This is a genomic window from Streptomyces sp. NBC_00247, assembly GCF_036188265.1.
In the GTDB taxonomy this organism is placed as follows: Bacteria; Actinomycetota; Actinomycetes; order Streptomycetales; family Streptomycetaceae; genus Streptomyces.
Window position 1 is genome coordinate 4,910,023 of the sequence record NZ_CP108093.1, and the last position, 15,506, is coordinate 4,925,528.

Annotated in this window: 22 protein-coding genes and 1 pseudogene; 4 read left to right on the forward strand and 19 right to left on the reverse strand. The window is 70.3% G+C overall.

Annotated features, from left to right (window positions below):
• Positions 1 to 64: 64 nt before the first annotated feature.
• From OHT52_RS21295 to OHT52_RS21370, 16 genes are all read right to left on the reverse strand, one after another.
• Positions 65 to 505: a hypothetical protein gene (locus tag OHT52_RS21295; protein WP_328721772.1), complete on the reverse strand. Its 441-nt coding sequence runs from the start codon at positions 503 to 505 to the stop codon at positions 65 to 67.
• Positions 506 to 509: 4 nt separating this feature from the next.
• Positions 510 to 776: a hypothetical protein gene (locus OHT52_RS21300; protein WP_328721773.1), complete on the reverse strand. Its 267-nt coding sequence runs from the start codon at positions 774 to 776 to the stop codon at positions 510 to 512.
• Positions 773 to 1,390: a crossover junction endodeoxyribonuclease RuvC gene (locus OHT52_RS21305; protein WP_328721774.1), complete on the reverse strand. Its 618-nt coding sequence runs from the start codon at positions 1,388 to 1,390 to the stop codon at positions 773 to 775. The genes OHT52_RS21300 and OHT52_RS21305 overlap by 4 nt, the downstream gene beginning before the upstream one ends.
• Positions 1,387 to 1,644: a hypothetical protein gene (locus OHT52_RS21310; protein ID WP_328721775.1), complete on the reverse strand. Its 258-nt coding sequence runs from the start codon at positions 1,642 to 1,644 to the stop codon at positions 1,387 to 1,389. The genes OHT52_RS21305 and OHT52_RS21310 overlap by 4 nt, the downstream gene beginning before the upstream one ends.
• On the reverse strand, positions 1,641 to 2,447 hold the full coding sequence (locus OHT52_RS21315; protein ID WP_328721776.1) for an exonuclease domain-containing protein: 807 nt from the start codon (positions 2,445 to 2,447) through the stop codon (positions 1,641 to 1,643). The genes OHT52_RS21310 and OHT52_RS21315 overlap by 4 nt, the downstream gene beginning before the upstream one ends.
• On the reverse strand, positions 2,447 to 3,223 hold the full coding sequence (locus OHT52_RS21320) for an ERF family protein (RefSeq protein ID WP_328721777.1): 777 nt from the start codon (positions 3,221 to 3,223) through the stop codon (positions 2,447 to 2,449). Before OHT52_RS21320 ends, OHT52_RS21315 begins: the two co-directional genes overlap by 1 nt.
• On the reverse strand, positions 3,223 to 4,263 hold the full coding sequence (locus OHT52_RS21325; protein ID WP_328721778.1) for a YqaJ viral recombinase family nuclease: 1,041 nt from the start codon (positions 4,261 to 4,263) through the stop codon (positions 3,223 to 3,225). The genes OHT52_RS21320 and OHT52_RS21325 overlap by 1 nt, the downstream gene beginning before the upstream one ends.
• Positions 4,260 to 4,871, reverse strand: coding sequence for a hypothetical protein (locus tag OHT52_RS21330; RefSeq protein WP_328721779.1), 612 nt, complete (start codon positions 4,869 to 4,871; stop codon positions 4,260 to 4,262). The genes OHT52_RS21325 and OHT52_RS21330 overlap by 4 nt, the downstream gene beginning before the upstream one ends.
• A gap of 118 nt (positions 4,872 to 4,989) precedes the next feature.
• Positions 4,990 to 5,481 carry a hypothetical protein gene (locus OHT52_RS21335; protein WP_328721780.1) on the reverse strand — a complete coding sequence of 164 codons (492 nt, stop codon included), beginning with the start codon at positions 5,479 to 5,481 and terminating at the stop codon, positions 4,990 to 4,992.
• A complete protein-coding gene (locus tag OHT52_RS21340; RefSeq protein WP_328721781.1) occupies positions 5,478 to 6,005 on the reverse strand; it encodes a hypothetical protein in 528 nt (175 codons plus the stop codon). Before OHT52_RS21340 ends, OHT52_RS21335 begins: the two co-directional genes overlap by 4 nt.
• Positions 6,002 to 6,454 carry a hypothetical protein gene (locus tag OHT52_RS21345; protein ID WP_328721782.1) on the reverse strand — a complete coding sequence of 151 codons (453 nt, stop codon included), beginning with the start codon at positions 6,452 to 6,454 and terminating at the stop codon, positions 6,002 to 6,004. The genes OHT52_RS21340 and OHT52_RS21345 overlap by 4 nt, the downstream gene beginning before the upstream one ends.
• Positions 6,447 to 6,830, reverse strand: a complete 384-nt coding sequence (locus OHT52_RS21350) for a hypothetical protein (RefSeq protein WP_328721783.1) — start codon at positions 6,828 to 6,830, stop codon at positions 6,447 to 6,449. Before OHT52_RS21350 ends, OHT52_RS21345 begins: the two co-directional genes overlap by 8 nt.
• Positions 6,827 to 7,315 carry a hypothetical protein gene (locus tag OHT52_RS21355; protein WP_328721784.1) on the reverse strand — a complete coding sequence of 163 codons (489 nt, stop codon included), beginning with the start codon at positions 7,313 to 7,315 and terminating at the stop codon, positions 6,827 to 6,829. Before OHT52_RS21355 ends, OHT52_RS21350 begins: the two co-directional genes overlap by 4 nt.
• Positions 7,312 to 7,713, reverse strand: a complete 402-nt coding sequence (locus OHT52_RS21360) for a hypothetical protein (protein WP_328721785.1) — start codon at positions 7,711 to 7,713, stop codon at positions 7,312 to 7,314. The genes OHT52_RS21355 and OHT52_RS21360 overlap by 4 nt, the downstream gene beginning before the upstream one ends.
• A gap of 84 nt (positions 7,714 to 7,797) precedes the next feature.
• Positions 7,798 to 7,974 (reverse strand): hypothetical protein, encoded by a 177-nt coding sequence (locus OHT52_RS21365; protein ID WP_328721786.1) that lies wholly within the window; start codon positions 7,972 to 7,974, stop codon positions 7,798 to 7,800.
• On the reverse strand, positions 7,971 to 8,201 hold the full coding sequence (locus OHT52_RS21370; protein WP_328721787.1) for a helix-turn-helix domain-containing protein: 231 nt from the start codon (positions 8,199 to 8,201) through the stop codon (positions 7,971 to 7,973). Before OHT52_RS21370 ends, OHT52_RS21365 begins: the two co-directional genes overlap by 4 nt.
• A 235-nt stretch (positions 8,202 to 8,436) precedes the next feature.
• On the opposite strand from OHT52_RS21370, the gene OHT52_RS21375 reads away from it, so the two are divergent.
• Positions 8,437 to 8,892 carry a helix-turn-helix domain-containing protein gene (locus tag OHT52_RS21375; RefSeq protein WP_328721788.1) on the forward strand — a complete coding sequence of 152 codons (456 nt, stop codon included), beginning with the start codon at positions 8,437 to 8,439 and terminating at the stop codon, positions 8,890 to 8,892.
• Positions 8,893 to 8,902: 10 nt separating this feature from the next.
• Positions 8,903 to 9,463: a hypothetical protein gene (locus OHT52_RS21380; RefSeq protein ID WP_328721789.1), complete on the forward strand. Its 561-nt coding sequence runs from the start codon at positions 8,903 to 8,905 to the stop codon at positions 9,461 to 9,463.
• Here OHT52_RS21380 and OHT52_RS21385 read toward each other — a convergent pair.
• Complete coding sequence (locus tag OHT52_RS21385; protein ID WP_328721790.1) at positions 9,387 to 10,928, reverse strand: recombinase family protein; 1,542 nt, start codon at positions 10,926 to 10,928, stop codon at positions 9,387 to 9,389. The genes OHT52_RS21380 and OHT52_RS21385 overlap by 77 nt on opposite strands.
• 37 nt (positions 10,929 to 10,965) lie before the next feature.
• Here OHT52_RS21385 and OHT52_RS21390 point away from each other — a divergent pair.
• Together OHT52_RS21390 and OHT52_RS21395 are read left to right on the forward strand one after the other, a co-directional pair.
• Positions 10,966 to 12,606: pseudogene (locus OHT52_RS21390) on the forward strand (ComEC/Rec2 family competence protein); the annotation flags it as partial.
• A 346-nt stretch (positions 12,607 to 12,952) separates the two neighbouring features.
• Positions 12,953 to 13,837: a YceI family protein gene (locus OHT52_RS21395; RefSeq protein ID WP_328721791.1), complete on the forward strand. Its 885-nt coding sequence runs from the start codon at positions 12,953 to 12,955 to the stop codon at positions 13,835 to 13,837.
• Positions 13,838 to 14,078: 241 nt separating this feature from the next.
• Here the strand turns inward: OHT52_RS21395 and OHT52_RS21400 are convergent, their stop codons facing one another.
• A complete protein-coding gene (locus OHT52_RS21400) occupies positions 14,079 to 14,324 on the reverse strand; it encodes a hypothetical protein (protein ID WP_328721792.1) in 246 nt (81 codons plus the stop codon).
• 107 nt (positions 14,325 to 14,431) lie between these two features.
• Positions 14,432 to 15,166 carry a dienelactone hydrolase family protein gene (locus OHT52_RS21405; RefSeq protein ID WP_328721793.1) on the reverse strand — a complete coding sequence of 245 codons (735 nt, stop codon included), beginning with the start codon at positions 15,164 to 15,166 and terminating at the stop codon, positions 14,432 to 14,434.
• Positions 15,167 to 15,506 lie beyond the last annotated feature (340 nt).

Consider the following 15,506-nt stretch of genomic DNA (forward strand, 5'->3'; position numbering starts at 1 on the left):
GGGCACCCACAGCGGGGGCAGCGCGTACGCCGCGCCCCGCTGCCGGCCGGGGCCGAGGGACGGGTCACCCGTGCTGCTCGACCCGGCCCCGGCGGGTGGCCCGGCGTTCCTGGTGGATCTCGAACTCGGTCTCGGTCGGCAGGTTCCCGAGCGCCTCGGAGACGGCGGCTTCGACGTCGCGAGACCCGCCGCCGAGCTCGTCGAGGGTGCCGTCCATCTTGCGGCGGCGCATCATCGCCCGCATGACCTCGGCGATCATCTGCGCCTGCTCGTGGTCCTGGGCGACCTCGGCGAGCGTCACCCGGACCTTCACCTGCGGGGACTTGTCCTCGCCGTCGGCGTGCCCGGTGTACGCCTTGCTCGTGAGTTCGACGACCGCGAACACCGACGTGCCCGGGTACTCGAAGAGCCCGCGGCGCTGCTGCTGCGTTGCTGTGGCCTCCAGTGCGGCCGCCCCACTGTCGAGCTTGATCTCGACCTCGGCGTCTTTGTCGATCTTCGGCATGGAGTCACTTCCTTCTCTTGCTGGGGTTCTTGCGGCGGTGATCCCGCAGGGCCGCCGCTGTACGTACGTCCTCATTGGTGCAGGCGTCCCGGCGGTGCCGCTCGGCCCGGACGACGAGCTGCTGCACGGCGTCGGGGCCGATGGCGTCCTCGGACGGGGCGCCGCAGGCACACGCCCAGTCGGCGGAGACGAGCGATGTCGAACCGTCGAACCTCACCCGCAGGCCGGGGCCCGGCCGCGGGTTGCCGATCGTCGGCCCGATCCCGGTCATGCCGCTTGTACCTGCGGCCAGTCGACTTTCGTCAGCCGGTCGCGCTGCGCCTGCGGCATCCCGAACAGGGGCTGCCCGAGGGCGTCGTGCCCGGCCGCACGCAGCCACCACGCGTCGCACATGTCGCCACCCTCACCACGGGCGTTTAGGTCGCCGGGGAACTCCGCGCCGGCCGCGAGGTACGCGGCGGCCGCCATGCGGCGCTTGTCGGCGTTCCCGTTGTCGGACGCGTACTTCTTGAGCGTCGCGGGCGCCACGTACGCCCACGGCACACCCGCGTCGATCAACACGCACTGCACGACGCCGTGCAGGCACCCGATGCTCTTGAGCGCGGACGCGTGCATCTTCGTCGGGAGATCCTCGATCACCGCGAGCGTGGGCCGCGTCTCCGCGATCTCGTGGGTCAGAACGCTTCGAATGTGCACCAGCCTGCGTGGGCCGTCCTTGGACCGGGTCTTGACCGCGAAGGAGCGGCCATCCGGTCGGCATACGCCGGTCGAGGTGATCGACAGGTCGAGCCCGATGACCCGCAGCCCACCCGCCGGACCGGCGACCAGGTCGGCCGACGGTGACACCGTGCCGGGCGCGAGCAGCCCGGGAATCGCAATGGTCACTGGGTCCCTCCCTTGACGTTTCCGCACTGCCGGCAGCGCCATGCGCCGTCGCCGTGGGGAAGGTGCGGGTGCGTCATATGCGCGCACCTGGTCGTGTGACACGGCAGGTAACGGGTACCGGGCACCGGCGGGGTGAACCCCGCCGACCCGGCCGCGCGCCGGGTCGGCGCATGCATCAGTCGCACGGCCCAGGTCACCGCGACCGTCCCGACGAGCACCACCGCGCCGCCGTACGCGGCCAGATCGGCACTCATGCCTCCTCCGCAGCAGCAATGGCCGCGACCGGACGGAACGGCCACGAACCGTCGACAACCGCGTCCGGATCCGTCTTGCGGAAGTACTCCTGCAGCCCGGCCGCCTGCTCGGCCGCCCACACGATCTGCCGGGCGTGCAGCTCGTCGAGGGACAGCCCTTCGAGGTGGTGCAACTGCGCCTTGCGGTGGAACTTGATCCGCTCCGGCCAGTCCATCCGCCGCATGTGAGCCAGCGACCCGATCCGGTAGAGGATCCGAGCCGCCATCAGGGCGTCGTACGAGCAGCCGTGCGCCGCCTCGGCGTCCCACGGCAGGTCGTAGACGTGCGCGAGCGTGATGAGCTGCCGCGCCCCCTGCGTCTCCGACGGGCGCTTGCGGAATGGCAACCCGTACTGGTCGAGAACCCGCGTGTCGAGGACCCGCAGCGGGGCGCCTTCAAGCCGGTCCAGCAGCGGCACGAGCTGGTGCCGGCGGCACTCACGGTCGAGCAGCGTTAGGTCGTAGGTGAGGTTGTGGCCGATGATCGGGTTGCCGAGCTGAACGCGGACGACGAGGGCTTCGGTGATCTGGTCGACGACCTGGCGCGCGGGCTCGCCATGCTGCCGGGCGTGCTCGGTCGTGATGCCGTGGATCTCGGATGCCCCAGCGGGGATCTCGATGCCGGGGTCGGCGAGCCACTCGTGGGTCTGAGTGGTGATGCCGAAGCCGATGCTGATCACCGCGGCGGTGACGATGCGGTCGGTCTCGACGTCTACGCCGGTCGTTTCGAGGTCGAACGCGACCATGGGGTACTGGTGCCACATCAGCGGTCACCTGCCGCTGCGCGTTCCTTGCCGATCCGCGCGACCATCGCGCCGATCTGCTCTTCGTCGCCAACCTCGTTGGTAACCAGTGCGCCCAGCTGCCGCGTGCTGCCCAGCTCGTGGTGGATCTGGCGCAGCCGCCCGGCGCTGGTGTGGGGGTTGCAGATCTCGTCGAGGTACGTGACCGCCGGCCGGATCGGGTCCTCACCGCGTTCGATGCGGTCGGTGTCCGGTTCCTTGTCCTGCGTCGGAATCAACCCGAACTGAAGGAGGAGGGTGCGGAGCGCGACCGTCTGCGCTTTCGTCGTTGACTTGTCGGCGGTGTCCAGCGCCTCGCCGCGGGTCTGGAGGGTGAGCGTGTCACCCATCGGGCCCATGATCGTCCAGTGCACGAGGGTGGTGCACTCGCGCATCTTGCTGCCGGATTTTGTGGTCTTCTCGCCGTAGTCAGCCTCAACCTCGGTGGAGAGGACGTTCACGCCGTGCTTGAGCGTGACCGGACCGAAGACGTTGACCACCGTGTCGGCACCGCGGAAGTTGAAGCGGGTGCCCGACTGGTTGTACACCTCGCCCTTGCCGATGGCACGGATGTCTCGCCGCACCCGCAGCCACGCAATGTGGACGGGCACCATCTCCGGGTCATCGTTACCAGGCTCGTAGTCGGCCATCGGGTCAGGCAGCAGCGCCGTCTCCGCCCCGTCCCCAGCGAGCTGGTCCTGTGTGTCGTCGGTCAGGGCGCGGCCGGCCGCAGCGGCGGCGTTCTCGCGAAGCCCCATCAGAAGTTCTCCTTGAACTGCGTTGCGATGTTGATGCGTTCGGTCGGGTTCGGGGCCACGCAAGCGGCGTACGCATCCGGCCAGCGTTCGGCGAGCTGCGCCAGGTCAACCCGCGGGGCGGCGTTGCTCGGCTCCAGCGAGTAGGCGTGCTCGCCCCCGATGAGGGCGGTCTGCGCCGAGTTGAGGGCGGCGATCATCCGGGCCTTCGCCGCGTTCTTCGCCTTCTTCGCCGCAGACTCGGCGCGCTGGTGGCGGCCGTAGTCAAGAAGTGCGTCGAGGGCGTCGTCATGGCGATCGATATCCACCGCCCCGGTGCGAGTGGGGTGCAGCCGACGGAACAGACGGACCAGCGCGTCGCCGTCACCGGTCACCGCAGGCGGGACTTCAGCCTGGACATGGTCGAACCAGAACCGGTCCATCGCGATGACGATGTCGGCCATAACGTCCATGTACTGGTCCGCGCGGACGGTGCCCTGGTGGTATTCGTTGCCGCCGATCAGGACGGCGAAGTGCATGTGCTCGTAGCCGTTGACGGCGATCTGCCACAGAATCTGGGCGAGGACGTCATCGGGCGGGCCAGCGTGCCACTGCGCCCCCTTGAACGCGCTGCGGGTCTTGACCTCCAGCGCGCACGGGGCCTGTTCATCGGCGGACAGCGGGCATTCGGTGACACGGCGGTCGAGGGTCGTCATCCGGTGCGGGTGATCGATGTGAGCGACGAGCCCAACACGGCGGATCACGGAGCGGGACTGCATTGCCCACCGGCGGGCAACGTTCTCCTCGTTGACGGTGCCCCAGTAGGCGGCCTCGCCTGCGTCGTCCACGTCGTGGCCGGTCTTGTCGAGGTAGACCTTGAGCGGCGGGGTGTAGTCGACGAGTCCGAGGATGGCCGGGACGTCGCTGCTACCGATGCCGGAGCGGCGGGCGGTGAGCCAGTCGGCGCGGTCGGCAGTGGCGGGGAGGATGAGGCGGCCGGTCGGCGTGATCCGGCGGCCGGCGGCCGGGGCGGTGTTCACCCCGGCCAGCGCGGTATCGGTCATCGCAGATCACCCGCCATCGACCGGCCGTTGCGGGCCCCGGCCAGGAACGCGGCCACCGCCGACACCCGGCTTCGCCGAACCGGAGTGGACCCGCCCTGATGCGGCACGCTGCCGCGGGTGTCCTTCTCCAACACGGCCGGCCGGACGAGCAGCGCGTGCCCCGCCCCGTACCACGGGCACCCGTCCCAGTTGCAGAGCAGCTGCCCCGCGTGGTCCGGGCATCCGGCGCGGTCCCGTTCGAGGGCCGCGAGGAGCGACGGGTGCGCCGGGGCGACGAGCCCGAGGCTCACCGAGTGCGACGGGTAGCCGTTCCACGTGGCGGCCACGGTCGTGCCGAGCATCGCAAGGTCGGTGAGGACCGCGTACACCTCGTTGACGTCGAGCGGGTTCGCCGGGACCAGGTCGCCGATCGCGTCCCGCCGGTGCTGCGGGCAACGGACCGAGGCGACGACGACCGGGAGTTGTGCGGCGCCCTGCGGCACGAACCGGTACGTCCGGTCGTCGCCGATGAGCGTTTCGCCTCGGTGCGAGACGAGTGCGCCCTCGGGCTGCTCGGTGGTGTACAGCCACCGCAGGCCGGCGGACAGGATGCTGATGCGAGCGCTCATGCTGCTCTGCCCTTCCGGGGGTTGGGGAGGGTGAGGAGCGGGCGGAGTCGCCGGTACGCCGGGTGCCGGAGCCGCTGGTTGAGCGGCGCGCAGTGCGGGCACGTCTTCGGGTCGTGGCTCACGCGGCACCGTCCAACTGCACGGCCGGGATGCCGCGCTCGGTACGGAACTCCGCGATCGCCTTGTCGCAGCACACCGGCTCGCCCTCGACGCTGTGCTCGTCCTGCCGGTAACCGCGCTCGTCGACCGCCTCCTCGGCGGTCAGCACTTCCCACCCGCACCCGCAGTGCGAGCACGTGTGCGTCTCGGTGCAGGTGACCCGCCCGCCGCGCACGTGGGGAGCGCGCAGCAGCTCGGCGAGCATCGCCTCGCAGCGCTCCTTGTACGCGGCGTCGATATTGCGGCCCGACCACTGGTCGCCGACCGACAGGCCGGGGCTCAGGTCGCCGAGGCGCCGGGGGGCGATCGTGAGCTCGAACGGGTCGCCGTCGATCTCGCCGTCGAGTTCGTAGTCGAGGTTCGTGAACCCGAGTGCACTGATCGGGGTGTGGGTGTAACGGGGCCGGATCTCGATGATCACGCGCCACTCGTCCCGGGTGGTGAGCTTCACGAGTCGGCCTCCGGGTCGTACTCGGCGTCGACCTCAACACGGGTGACGGTGTAGTCGGTGGTGTCCTGCACGCCGTTGACCGTGAGCAGCAGCTCGCAGGGGTCACCCGGCTCGTGGGCGTCGCCGGACCACTCGAAGGCGATCGCGTCCGGGTTCTCGGCGTTGTTCGTGGCGTCGGCCATGCAGTGCGTCTGCGCGGCGGCCAGGTTGGTGTACGTACCGAGCGGCGTTCCGGTCCATGCCGCCTTGAAGACGGAGGCGACGACGGGCGCCGCCTCCGTCTCCGGCTGCGCGGCGGACTCGAACCCTGCGACGGTCTGCCACGAGTGGTACGTGCCGAACGAGTCGCTGTACGGCGTCTCACCCCGCAACGCGGTCGCGGCTACCAGGGCGAGGGTGGCGTGCACCTGCGCGGCGGCAAGCAGGCGGTCAGCCTCACACGGCCCCTCGTCGTGCGGCCGGAGGATGGTGTACGACTCGGCCACGAGGCGCTCGGCCTCGCGGAAGTGCTCGGGGCCGTTCATGCTGCAGCACCACCCGACACGGCCTCGCGCACGGCCGCAGCCTCGTGCTCCGCCTCGGTCTTCGCCACGCCGTACGCCCGCCACGCGTCCGCCGCCCAGTGCCCCACCGGCAGCGAACGCACCGCCGCCGGCAGCACCTGCTCGGCCAACTGCAGACCGCGCTCGCCGTACAGGTGCGTGTGCTTCGACGCCCGGTCCGCGAGGTCCGTCACGAGTTCCTCGAACGGCATCCGGCCTTCGGCTCCGGCCGCCGCCGATTCCTCCGGCATCATCTCGGCGAGCGTGACGAGCCGGTCGTACAGGTCGCTGTCCGCGTCCGTCGACAGCAGCGCGCCGAGGACGTCCTCGATCACCGCCTGCGCGAACACGTCGAGCAGGAGCCGCGCACCGCCGGGGATCGGACGGACTCCCACCGGGATCGGGGCAGAAATCGTCGTCTTGTCAGGCACGGTGCGCCCCCTTCTGGTTGAACGTGGTGGCGTACAGCGCCGGGACGCCAACGCCGATGAGCCGGGCGCGGACGCCGTCGAGCTCGAACCGGCAGACCGTGGCGGTCCCCGTGTTCGTGGTCCGGCGGGCGTCGATGCCGAGGTTGGTGGTCCAGCGGGCCCAGTCCGCGAGGGTGCGGGGGCGGACGACGAGCTGGACCTCGCCACCGGCCGCCGAGGCGTCGGTGATGGGGGTGGGCATGTCGTCGAACCGGGCGCCCGCGTTGTCGGCGATGGCCTTCGCCTTGCGGCACTGAACCGCGAGGGCGACTGCGGCCGGGGACGGGGCGGGGCGGTTGCGGCCGGGGGCCGCGAACGGGTCGGTGAGGCTCGTCACGACGTCACCTCGACGTCCATTTCGCCCTTGCACTGGCCCTCGTGGGCGATGCGCCGGTGGCAGGTGTGCGGGAACTCGGTGCGGCCGAGGTCGGCGCCACAGAACCGGTACTCGTCGGCCGGGGCCGCCTCGGTGAGGCGCCCCTCGGCGTGTCGGTTGAACCGCTTCGGGCAGCCACACGGGTGGCAGGGGTCCTCATCCGTGTCATGGGTCAGTACCCAACGACGGGCACGCAGGTCCCACTCGATGTGCTCGTCGCTGAACGGCGCGGAGATATGCCCGTCCGGCTCGACGTGGAATACGACATCTGCGTCGACCAGAGCGTTCAGCCCGGCGACCGCGCGCTCCCAGGGGGAAGCCGCAGTCTCCGGCGACTGCAGCAAGCCCGCCGCCTCCAACGCCGCCGCGAGGTCCGTCGCCGCGTTGCTCTGCTGCTGCGCCGCGCCGATCACCCCAGCCGCCGCATTCACACGGTGCGCGTTCACCGGCCACCGCCCGTCGAACTGTCGTCGACCGACGCGTAGCCGTGCTCCGGATCCGGCACCACCCGCAGCTCAGCGAGGACAGCCTCGCCGGACACGACCGGCGCATGCACGAGGATCCGCACCGTCGACCCGTTGCCACGGCGAGGCGTCTCCGTGTGGAGCGTCCACAGCGAGGCGCCGTCGATCTCGATCCCGCGCCGCATCTCGCCGCCGAGCTCGTACATCCACTGAGCGAGGTCGTCGACGTCCGCGAGGGCGACGTGCACGGCGTCCGGGCGGACCACGAGCGTCGGCGCCGGCAGGCCCAAGCCGTCGATCACGGCCTGCACGGCGAGACGGTTGTCACTGGTCACGGCGTAGGTGGTGGGAGGCGGGTATTCGATAGGCTGAGCGCTCAAGGCGATCGCCCTTTCTGTCAGTTGGGTTGGTCGTCCGGGGCCGCTCGGGCCGGGAAGTCGGAGCGGCCCCGACCTATGTCGGGGTCAGGCAGCCGGACGAAGCCCGGTATTCGCGGTGCGGGACGCGTTCGCCGGCCGGGTGAGGATGCGCCGCAGGCGGTCGCACAGCTCGACGTCGGCGACGGGGGCCTCGGCAACGCGCTCGTGGATCTGCGCGATCGTGGCGTCGCCGAGCAGCGCCCGGCGCTCGTCCCTGGTCACGCCGACACGCTCAGGTGCTCGACGGTGGGCTCCATCAGTTCCTCGACGGAGACGCCGTACGCGGCGGCCAGCCGCAGGGCCGAATTCAGGTCAGGCTGAGACTGGCCGTTGAGAATCCGGTGGCAGGACGATTCGGCGATTCCGGTCCTGCGGTGGATCGCGTGCTTGGTCGTGTCGCCGTGCTCGGCTGCGATCTGCCGGAGCTTGTCGATGCGCAGTCGGTACATGGCTGTCCCCTTCCTTGCTGGTGGCGGGGTGTTCCTCCCTGACGAGGGAGACTCTGCCATGAAACTCCCTCCCTAGCAAGGGAGCTTGCGAGGGAGGGAGTAGTCAATTTGTGTACAAACTTATGTTCGAATTGCTCGACACGCTGTAGAGATGCCGATCGGTGGCCTGACCTGCACTCTTGCTAGGGAGGGATTTGCTCGCTACTCCCTATGTAGGGAGGTACAGTCACGTCCCATGACTGAAGCCCCCACGCGCGCCCAACGATTCGCAAGAATCGTGGCTCCTGCGGCGCAGCGCGCCGGCTACACCGGACACGGCTCCAACGCGCGCCTCGCCGCCGATACCGGCATGTCTGAAAGTAGTACGTCGCGCATGCTGAAGGGACAGGCCGTCCCCGACCTACGGTTCTTCCCGACCATCGCGGAGCGCCTGGACGTCAGCCTGGTCGACCTGCTTGCGGAGATGGGCATCCCGCCCGAGACACTCCGTGCACTGTCCGAAACTGAACCGTCACAGGTAAGGTCGCGGTCTATCTCCTCGTCGCAGGCGGCGGACCGGCTCGGCATCAAGGACCCCATCGGTCGCGAGATGCTTGCTGCAACCATCGAGCGTCTACAGCGTCTTGAGAAGCAGCAGCACAACGCTGACCGGCCTGGTGACGACCACGGAGGCACGGCAGCACGTATGTAACGGGGGCACGATGAACGACCTGACCGCCGGCACTCGGACTACCACCCTCGTCGCGGCAGTGATCACGACGCTCGGCGCCGCACTCATGACTTACGGGATCACCGTCGGCGACACCGCCCGCTGCCTCGGCGGTGTCGGTCTCACCATGCCCGCCCTGACGTTCATCGCGCTCGTTGCCGTCCGCCGGTGGGTGACCGACACCAGCCGTGAGAGAGCCTCACTTGCGGACGCCCAGCGTGCAGCGGACGCCGAGCGCATGCGGTACGTCGCGGCTCAGGCCGCCCAGCTCGCAGAAGCTCAACGGCTCCGGCGCGATGTTGCTGCCGAACGTGCCCAGCTCGCCGCCCGGCTCGACGCCGAGCGTGCGGCTATGCAGGATGTGTTCGAAGAGCAGCGCGCCACTCTCGTGAGCGAGACCATGGAAACCACCGTGCAGATGCTCCGCGACGGCGCCTTCGTCGCGGAGCAGACCGAGGATCACGGGCACGCCAAGGTCATGCAGTTCCCTCTCCAGCAAGCTGCCCGGCCTCGTCCTGAGGCAACGCGCGACCGCGGCGCCACCCGCGGATGAACCCGGGCTCGCCGTAGAACGTGAGCTGGATTCGGCCGGGCTCGATAGCGCGAAGTCCTCGCGCACGTGCCTTCATCAGCCGGATGTTCACCACGGCCCGCAGCACGGCGCGCCGCTGATCCATGGACATGGCTTCCCAGATTTCGTCCACGTTCGGTTGGCCGATGATCCCGCGCAGCACGGGCGGCACATTCAAGGATTCTGCCGCCTTGCGTGCCTTCTCGATCTTCGGCCCCAGCTCGTTCTCCAGCACTGCAAGCGACGCGATGGACAGCAGCGGAGTCCCGGCATCAGTCATCGTCGCCGCCGCTGTCCGCGCCTCGGCCAGCTGCGTCTCCATCTGCTGTTTGCGGACGCGCGCGGCAGCGGCGCGAGACTGGTCTTCGGTCGAAAGGAATGCGGCAGCTGCGGCCTTCGACTCCAGGAAGGTGATGACTGCCTCTTCGATGTACGCGTCGAGCTTCGTCTCGGCCATCGCCGTATCGAAGCGGTCGGAGCACTGGTACTGGAGAGCCCCCCTGCTCGGGCAGACACGTAGATGAGGACTGTTCTCGCACTCTCCACACCGCGCAATGCCGGACAGGAGATGCACCGCAGCAAAACTGTCTGCTGTCTGGCGCTCTGGCGCCGACACGATCTGAAGCACTGCATCAAAGAGGTCGTCAGGGACGATCGCTGGCCAAATGGCCTTACCTACGTCCTTGCCCTGGTAAACCCGGCGTCCCTTGTATGCAGGGTTGCGCAGCATCGCAATTAGGTGGTGGGCTTCCCACCGATACCCGGGCATCCGATCGCCAGTCGCGCGGAGTCGTTGCAGGACTGCGTAACTGGTTTCGCCCGCAGCGATGCGCTTGAAAACGTCAAGCACAATCGGGGCCCGCTCGGGGTGGGCATACTGAGCCACAAGATCACCAGTGTCGGGGTCGTAGCGGCGCGCATACCCATACGTGATGCGCCCGTGCGGCCGGCCTTTTGTCGCGTTTCGGCGGGCGGTGCGCAGGTTCCGATCGCGAATGCCCTCAGCTTCGTCCTCAGCCTGCAATGCATCCTGCGCCGTGAGCTTGCGGTCCGCGCGTTTGCTCAAGTCGTAGACGGCGCCGTTGTAGCAGAGCAGGACGCCGGCGTTCATGCATGCGGCGCGGAGCCGTACGTACACGTCGAGGTCTCGGTAGTACCGGGATGCCTCCCAGGCGACGACGATGCGACAGTCGCCGGCCTCAATGCCCTCGATCATCTCCTCGAATTCCTCCCGCTCGCGTTTCGCGTAGCGAGAGGCCGATCGGCCGACGTCGGCGAACTCGCGCCGGATGGGCCAGCCTTGTTCGAGGCAGAGTTCGCGGCCTTCGTCGTTCTGGTCCTTGACGCTGCTCCCCTTCTTGGTGGGGTCGTTCGAGTTCCGGCCGTAGAGGTACGCGTAGAAGGGGCCCGTGTACAGCAGGGCGAGGTGTTCCGGTGCGATCGGCATGGGTCGATGCTAGTCCGACCCATCTCCCACAACGAGATTGTCGGGATCGAATCTCGCGATCTTGATCTTTCTTCTGATCGGCCCTCCGAGTGCCGCCCTGAGCGCCGAACGGCGTGGTCTCGCACCCAGATTGGGGCTGACTCTGCGTGCGACCGCGCTCACCGGCGGCCTGATCACCCTCGGGTTCGTGATCGTCTGCCGTCCGGAGCCGAGCGTGCTGCGCGCAGCGGCGTGCGGACTCATCACGCTGCTGGCCATCGGGACCGGCCGACGCAGAACCCTGATCCCCGCGCTGGCGGCGGCAGTTCTGCTGCTGGTGCTGTACGACCCGTGGCTGACCCGGAGCTACGGTTTCCTGCTCTCCGTCCTCGCGACCGGATCGCTGCTCACCGTCGCGCCGCGCTGGGGAGCGGCTCTGTGCCGGAAAGGGGTGCCGCCCAGGCTCGCCGAGGTGCTGGCCGCCGCAGCGGCGGCACAAGCCGTCTGCGCGCCCGTCATCGTAGTGCTGGCCTCCCGGGTGAGCCTGGTGGCGATCCCGTGCAACCTGCTCGCCGAGTTCGCGGTGGCGCCCGCGACGGTCCTCGGTTTCGCCGTGCTCGCCGTGGCGCCGGTGTCGATGCCGGCGGCACAGGCGCTGGCCCGGATCGCGGGGTGGCCGGTGGAGTGGATCGCGGGCGTCGCCAGAACGGGTGCCGGGCTGCCCGGGGCGGAGGCAGCCTGGCCCGGCGGCTGGGGAGGGGCCGCGCTGCTCGCCGGGATCACCCTGCTCGTGGTGCTGGGTGTCCGCCGCTCGGTCCGGCACCCCTGGATCTGCTCGGCCGCCGCCTTGCTCCTGGTGCTCGCGGTGTTCAGACCCGTGCCGTTGACCCGCATGGTGACGGGGTGGCCTCCGCCCGGCTGGGCCTTCGCCATGTGCGACGTCGGGCAGGGCGACGCGCTGGTGCTCGCGGCCGGGGACGGAGCCGGGGTCGTCGTGGACGCGGGGCCCGAACCGGCACCCGTCGACCGGTGTCTGCGGGAGCTGGGCGTGAGACGGGTACCACTGCTGGTGCTGACCCACTTCCACGCGGACCATGTGCGCGGGCTGCCCGGCGTGTTCCGGGGCCGGTCGGTGGGGGCGGTCCAGGCGACCGGCCTCGAACAACCGGCGGAGCAGGCGGCGTTCGTGCGGAGGACCGCAGCCGCGGCGGGAGTGCCGGTCATTCCGGCGGCCGCCGGGGAGCACCGGCACATCGGGGCCCTGGGCTGGCAGGTCCTGTGGCCGGGAGCGGCGGGGACGAGGGCCGAGGGAGCGGCTACCGGCGTACCGGAGGAGCCGAACGATTCCAGCGTCACCCTGCTGGTCACGGCGCGGGGCGGCCTGCGGCTGCTCCTCCTGGGCGACCTCGAACCCCCGGCCCAGCAAGGGCTGATACGCGCGCATCCCGAGCTCTCCGCCGTGGACGTCCTCAAAGTCGCCCACCACGGTTCCCGGTTCCAGGACCCGGGGCTGATGCGCCGGCTGCGACCGAGGCTCGCACTCATCTCCTGCGGCGCCGGGAACCCGTACGGACACCCGGCCCCGCGCACCGTGGCGGCACTGACGGCGGGAGGCGCGAAGGTCCTGCGTACGGACGCGGACGGGGCGATCGCCGTGAGCGGCGCGGGAGCGGGACTGCGGGTGGTGGGGCGCCGGTAGAGGCTCAAGAGCCACGTGTGCCGCCGCAGGGGACCGCTGCCGCGTATCGCGTCCGGGTCGGGGTCGCGTCCGAGGCGTGGTCGTGGTCGGCGTCGTGGTCGGGTCGGCGTCGCGGTCGGGGCGAGGCCGGGGACGGTCCGCAATACGGACCAATCTATGAGAGGTGGCGTCAATAAGGATCTTCGGTAGCAGCCTGTGACAGCTCCCTCCATCCCCGCATGAGCGACTCTGTTTGCCTCGAACGCGGCAGGAGTGATCGAATGCATATTCGTCGGCGGGCCGCTGCTCCGACAGCGACGTACAGACGCAGGGGCCCCAGGTGATCCGATCGCCCCAGGAGTGCAGCATGTTCGGCCGTTTGTTTCGCAGCAATGGACAGTCGGGGGCCGCTTCCGGCGGCGCCCTCGCCGGTGTCACCGTGCCGCAGTCCGCGGGCATGATCAGCTGCCGGGTGCTGGACCCGGTCGACCAGCCCGTGCTGCAGGCCGAGTTCGTCGTCACGGACGCTTCGGGCCGCAGGGTCTTCGGCGGCGACACCGACCCGTACGGGAGGGTCCTCGCCGCGGTCCCGGCGGGGGAGTACCGCCTGGGTGTCACCTCCGAGGGGTTCACGCCCTTCCACGGTCCGGTCACGGTGACCGAGAACGGGCACGCGAACCTCGGCGACGTACAGCTCCAACTGGCGCAGCCCCCGCAGCTCCCCACCCCCGGCGACTGGGAGATCGAGCCGACCCACAGTCAGATCGGCTTCGTGGCCCGGCACATCGGCATGGCGCGCGTCCACGGCAGGTTCAACACCTTCGCCGGTGCCATCCGCATCGCGGAGCACATGGAGGACTCGGCGATGCACGTCATCATCGACGCCGCCTCGATCGACACCAACGTCCAGATGCGCGACGACCACCTGCGCTCGGGCGACTTCCTGGACGTCGGCCGTTACCCGACGCTGGAGTTCTACAGCGAACGCTTCGTGCACCGCGGCGGGACCCGGTGGGCCGTAACCGGCGCGCTCACCCTGCACGGTGTCAGCCGCACGGTGACGCTGGAGACCCAGTACCTCGGTCTCGGCAACGGGCTGGAGGGCGAGGCGCGGGCCGCCTGCCGGGCCACCACCGAACTGCACCGCGAAGACTTCACCCTCACCTGGCAGACGATGCTGGCCAAGGGGATCGCGGTCGTCGGCTCCAGCATCGCCATCGAGATGGACATCCAGATCGTCCAGAAGAACTGACCCCGGAAAGGCTGCCGGACGGTCGGGACGCTTGGACTCCGGGGCGCCAGGGCTCTCCGACGGCCGGGCTCCGGGGCGCCAGGGCTCTCCGACGGCCGGGCTCCGGGGCGCCAGGGCTCTCCGACGGCCGGGCACCGGGGCGCCAGGGCTCTCCGACGGCCGGCCCCAGGGCTCCCGGGTCGGCAGGGCGCCCCGGACGGCAGCGCTCGCTGCCGTCCGGGAGCCGGTCGGCAGCGCCGCCTTACGGGGTTTCCCGCCAGCCTTCGTACTCCGCCGCGAACGCGTCGAGGGCGGCGGAGTCGAGCCGCCCGTCCGGGTCTTCCACGACCACGAGCCACTGGGCGTCCTCGGCGTCGTCCTCACCGGCGAGCGCGTCCCTCAGCAGCTGCGGTTCCTCCCCGACGGCGAAGCGGTCGGGGAGTTCCTCCGCCACCGCCTGTGCGGCGTCACGGTCGGGCAGCACCAGTACATGTCTCACATCGCTCACCCGCTCATTCTCACCCGCGTGCGACCCTGGGCCGGACCACGGTGAGCACACGCTCTCGGACACCCGTTCCGGTCCGGGCCGGAAGTCCGTGGATGCCGTCCGCCGGATCACTCCGTCACGGGCACCCACTCGTCGAGCAGAGCGACGATGTCGCGCCAAGCCCGCCGTGCGTGCAGCGGGTGGTGGCCGACGCCGGGGAGCACGGCCTGGTCGACCGTCGGATGGTGGAAGGCGTGCAGGGCGCCCCCGTAGACCACCAAACGCCAGTCGACGCCCGCAGCCTGCATCTCGGCGGTGAACGCGTCCCGTTGCGCGCTCGGCATGATCGGATCCTCCGACCCGACCCCGGCCCACACGGGGCAGCGGATGCGGGCCGCCTCGCCCGGCCGGCCGGTGGTCAGCCCGTTGACCGTCCCGATTCCGCGCAGGTCCACGCCGTCGCGTCCGAGTTCCAGCGCGATCGCGCCCCCGGTGCCGTAGCCGATGGCGGCGATCCGGGCCGGATCGGTCCTGGGTTCGGAGCGCAGGACGTCCAGTGCCGCGTGACCGATTCCCCTCATCCGGTCGGGATCGGCGAGCAGAGGGGTCACGTGGGCGAGCATCTCCTGCGGGTCGGTGAACCAGCGCCCGCCGTTGATGTCGAAGGCCAGCGCCACGTAACCGCGCTCGGCGAGGGTGTCGGCGCGGCGGCGCTGGAAGTCGTTCAGCCCCGGTCCCTCGGGCCCGATCAGGACGGCCGGCCGAGGGCCGACGCCCCCCGGGAGCGCGAGGTGGCCGACCATCGTCAGGCCGTCGGCGGGGTATTCGACCGTGAGGGTCTTCACCGTCGTTCGGTTCGTCATACGGCTGGACGGTAGTAGGGCAGTGGGAGTGGGGGAACACCGTTTGCCCACGGGCAGAACGGTGTTTACCGGGCGGGACCGCGTCCGGATTCCGGCGGTGTGCGGTGTGCGGTGTGCGGTGTGCGGCGTGCGGCGTGCTGTGGGTGGGGTGTGGGTGGGGTGTGGGTGTGGGTGGGCTTCGACGCGCCACCCCGTGAGCCCTCGTGCGTCGCAGGACGCTCATGCCCGGTCGAGGGCGCGGGTGCGGCTCCCCGGCCCCGGCCCCGGCCCCGGCCCCGGCCCCGGGGCCGGGGCCGGGGCCGGGCGGGCCGACGGTGGCTGTCGGTGGGGCGTGGGATGC

What these genes read in the sequence shown, in the direction of transcription:
- OHT52_RS21295 (WP_328721772.1), bottom strand. Translation starts at nt 505, where the DNA reads ATGCCGAAGATCGACAAAGACGCCGAGGTCGAGATCAAGCTCGACAGT.
- OHT52_RS21300 (WP_328721773.1), bottom strand. Translation starts at nt 776, where the DNA reads ATGACCGGGATCGGGCCGACGATCGGCAACCCGCGGCCGGGCCCCGGC.
- OHT52_RS21310 (WP_328721775.1), bottom strand. Translation starts at nt 1,644, where the DNA reads ATGAGTGCCGATCTGGCCGCGTACGGCGGCGCGGTGGTGCTCGTCGGG.
- OHT52_RS21315 (WP_328721776.1), bottom strand. Translation starts at nt 2,447, where the DNA reads ATGTGGCACCAGTACCCCATGGTCGCGTTCGACCTCGAAACGACCGGC.
- OHT52_RS21320 (WP_328721777.1), bottom strand. Translation starts at nt 3,223, where the DNA reads ATGGGGCTTCGCGAGAACGCCGCCGCTGCGGCCGGCCGCGCCCTGACC.
- OHT52_RS21325 (WP_328721778.1), bottom strand. Translation starts at nt 4,263, where the DNA reads ATGACCGATACCGCGCTGGCCGGGGTGAACACCGCCCCGGCCGCCGGC.
- OHT52_RS21330 (WP_328721779.1), bottom strand. Translation starts at nt 4,871, where the DNA reads ATGAGCGCTCGCATCAGCATCCTGTCCGCCGGCCTGCGGTGGCTGTAC.
- OHT52_RS21340 (WP_328721781.1), bottom strand. Translation starts at nt 6,005, where the DNA reads ATGAACGGCCCCGAGCACTTCCGCGAGGCCGAGCGCCTCGTGGCCGAG.
- OHT52_RS21370 (WP_328721787.1), bottom strand. Translation starts at nt 8,201, where the DNA reads ATGTACCGACTGCGCATCGACAAGCTCCGGCAGATCGCAGCCGAGCAC.
- OHT52_RS21375 (WP_328721788.1), top strand. Translation starts at nt 8,437, where the DNA reads ATGACTGAAGCCCCCACGCGCGCCCAACGATTCGCAAGAATCGTGGCT.
- OHT52_RS21380 (WP_328721789.1), top strand. Translation starts at nt 8,903, where the DNA reads ATGAACGACCTGACCGCCGGCACTCGGACTACCACCCTCGTCGCGGCA.
- OHT52_RS21385 (WP_328721790.1), bottom strand. Translation starts at nt 10,928, where the DNA reads ATGCCGATCGCACCGGAACACCTCGCCCTGCTGTACACGGGCCCCTTC.
- OHT52_RS21395 (WP_328721791.1), top strand. Translation starts at nt 12,953, where the DNA reads ATGTTCGGCCGTTTGTTTCGCAGCAATGGACAGTCGGGGGCCGCTTCC.
- OHT52_RS21405 (WP_328721793.1), bottom strand. Translation starts at nt 15,166, where the DNA reads ATGACGAACCGAACGACGGTGAAGACCCTCACGGTCGAATACCCCGCC.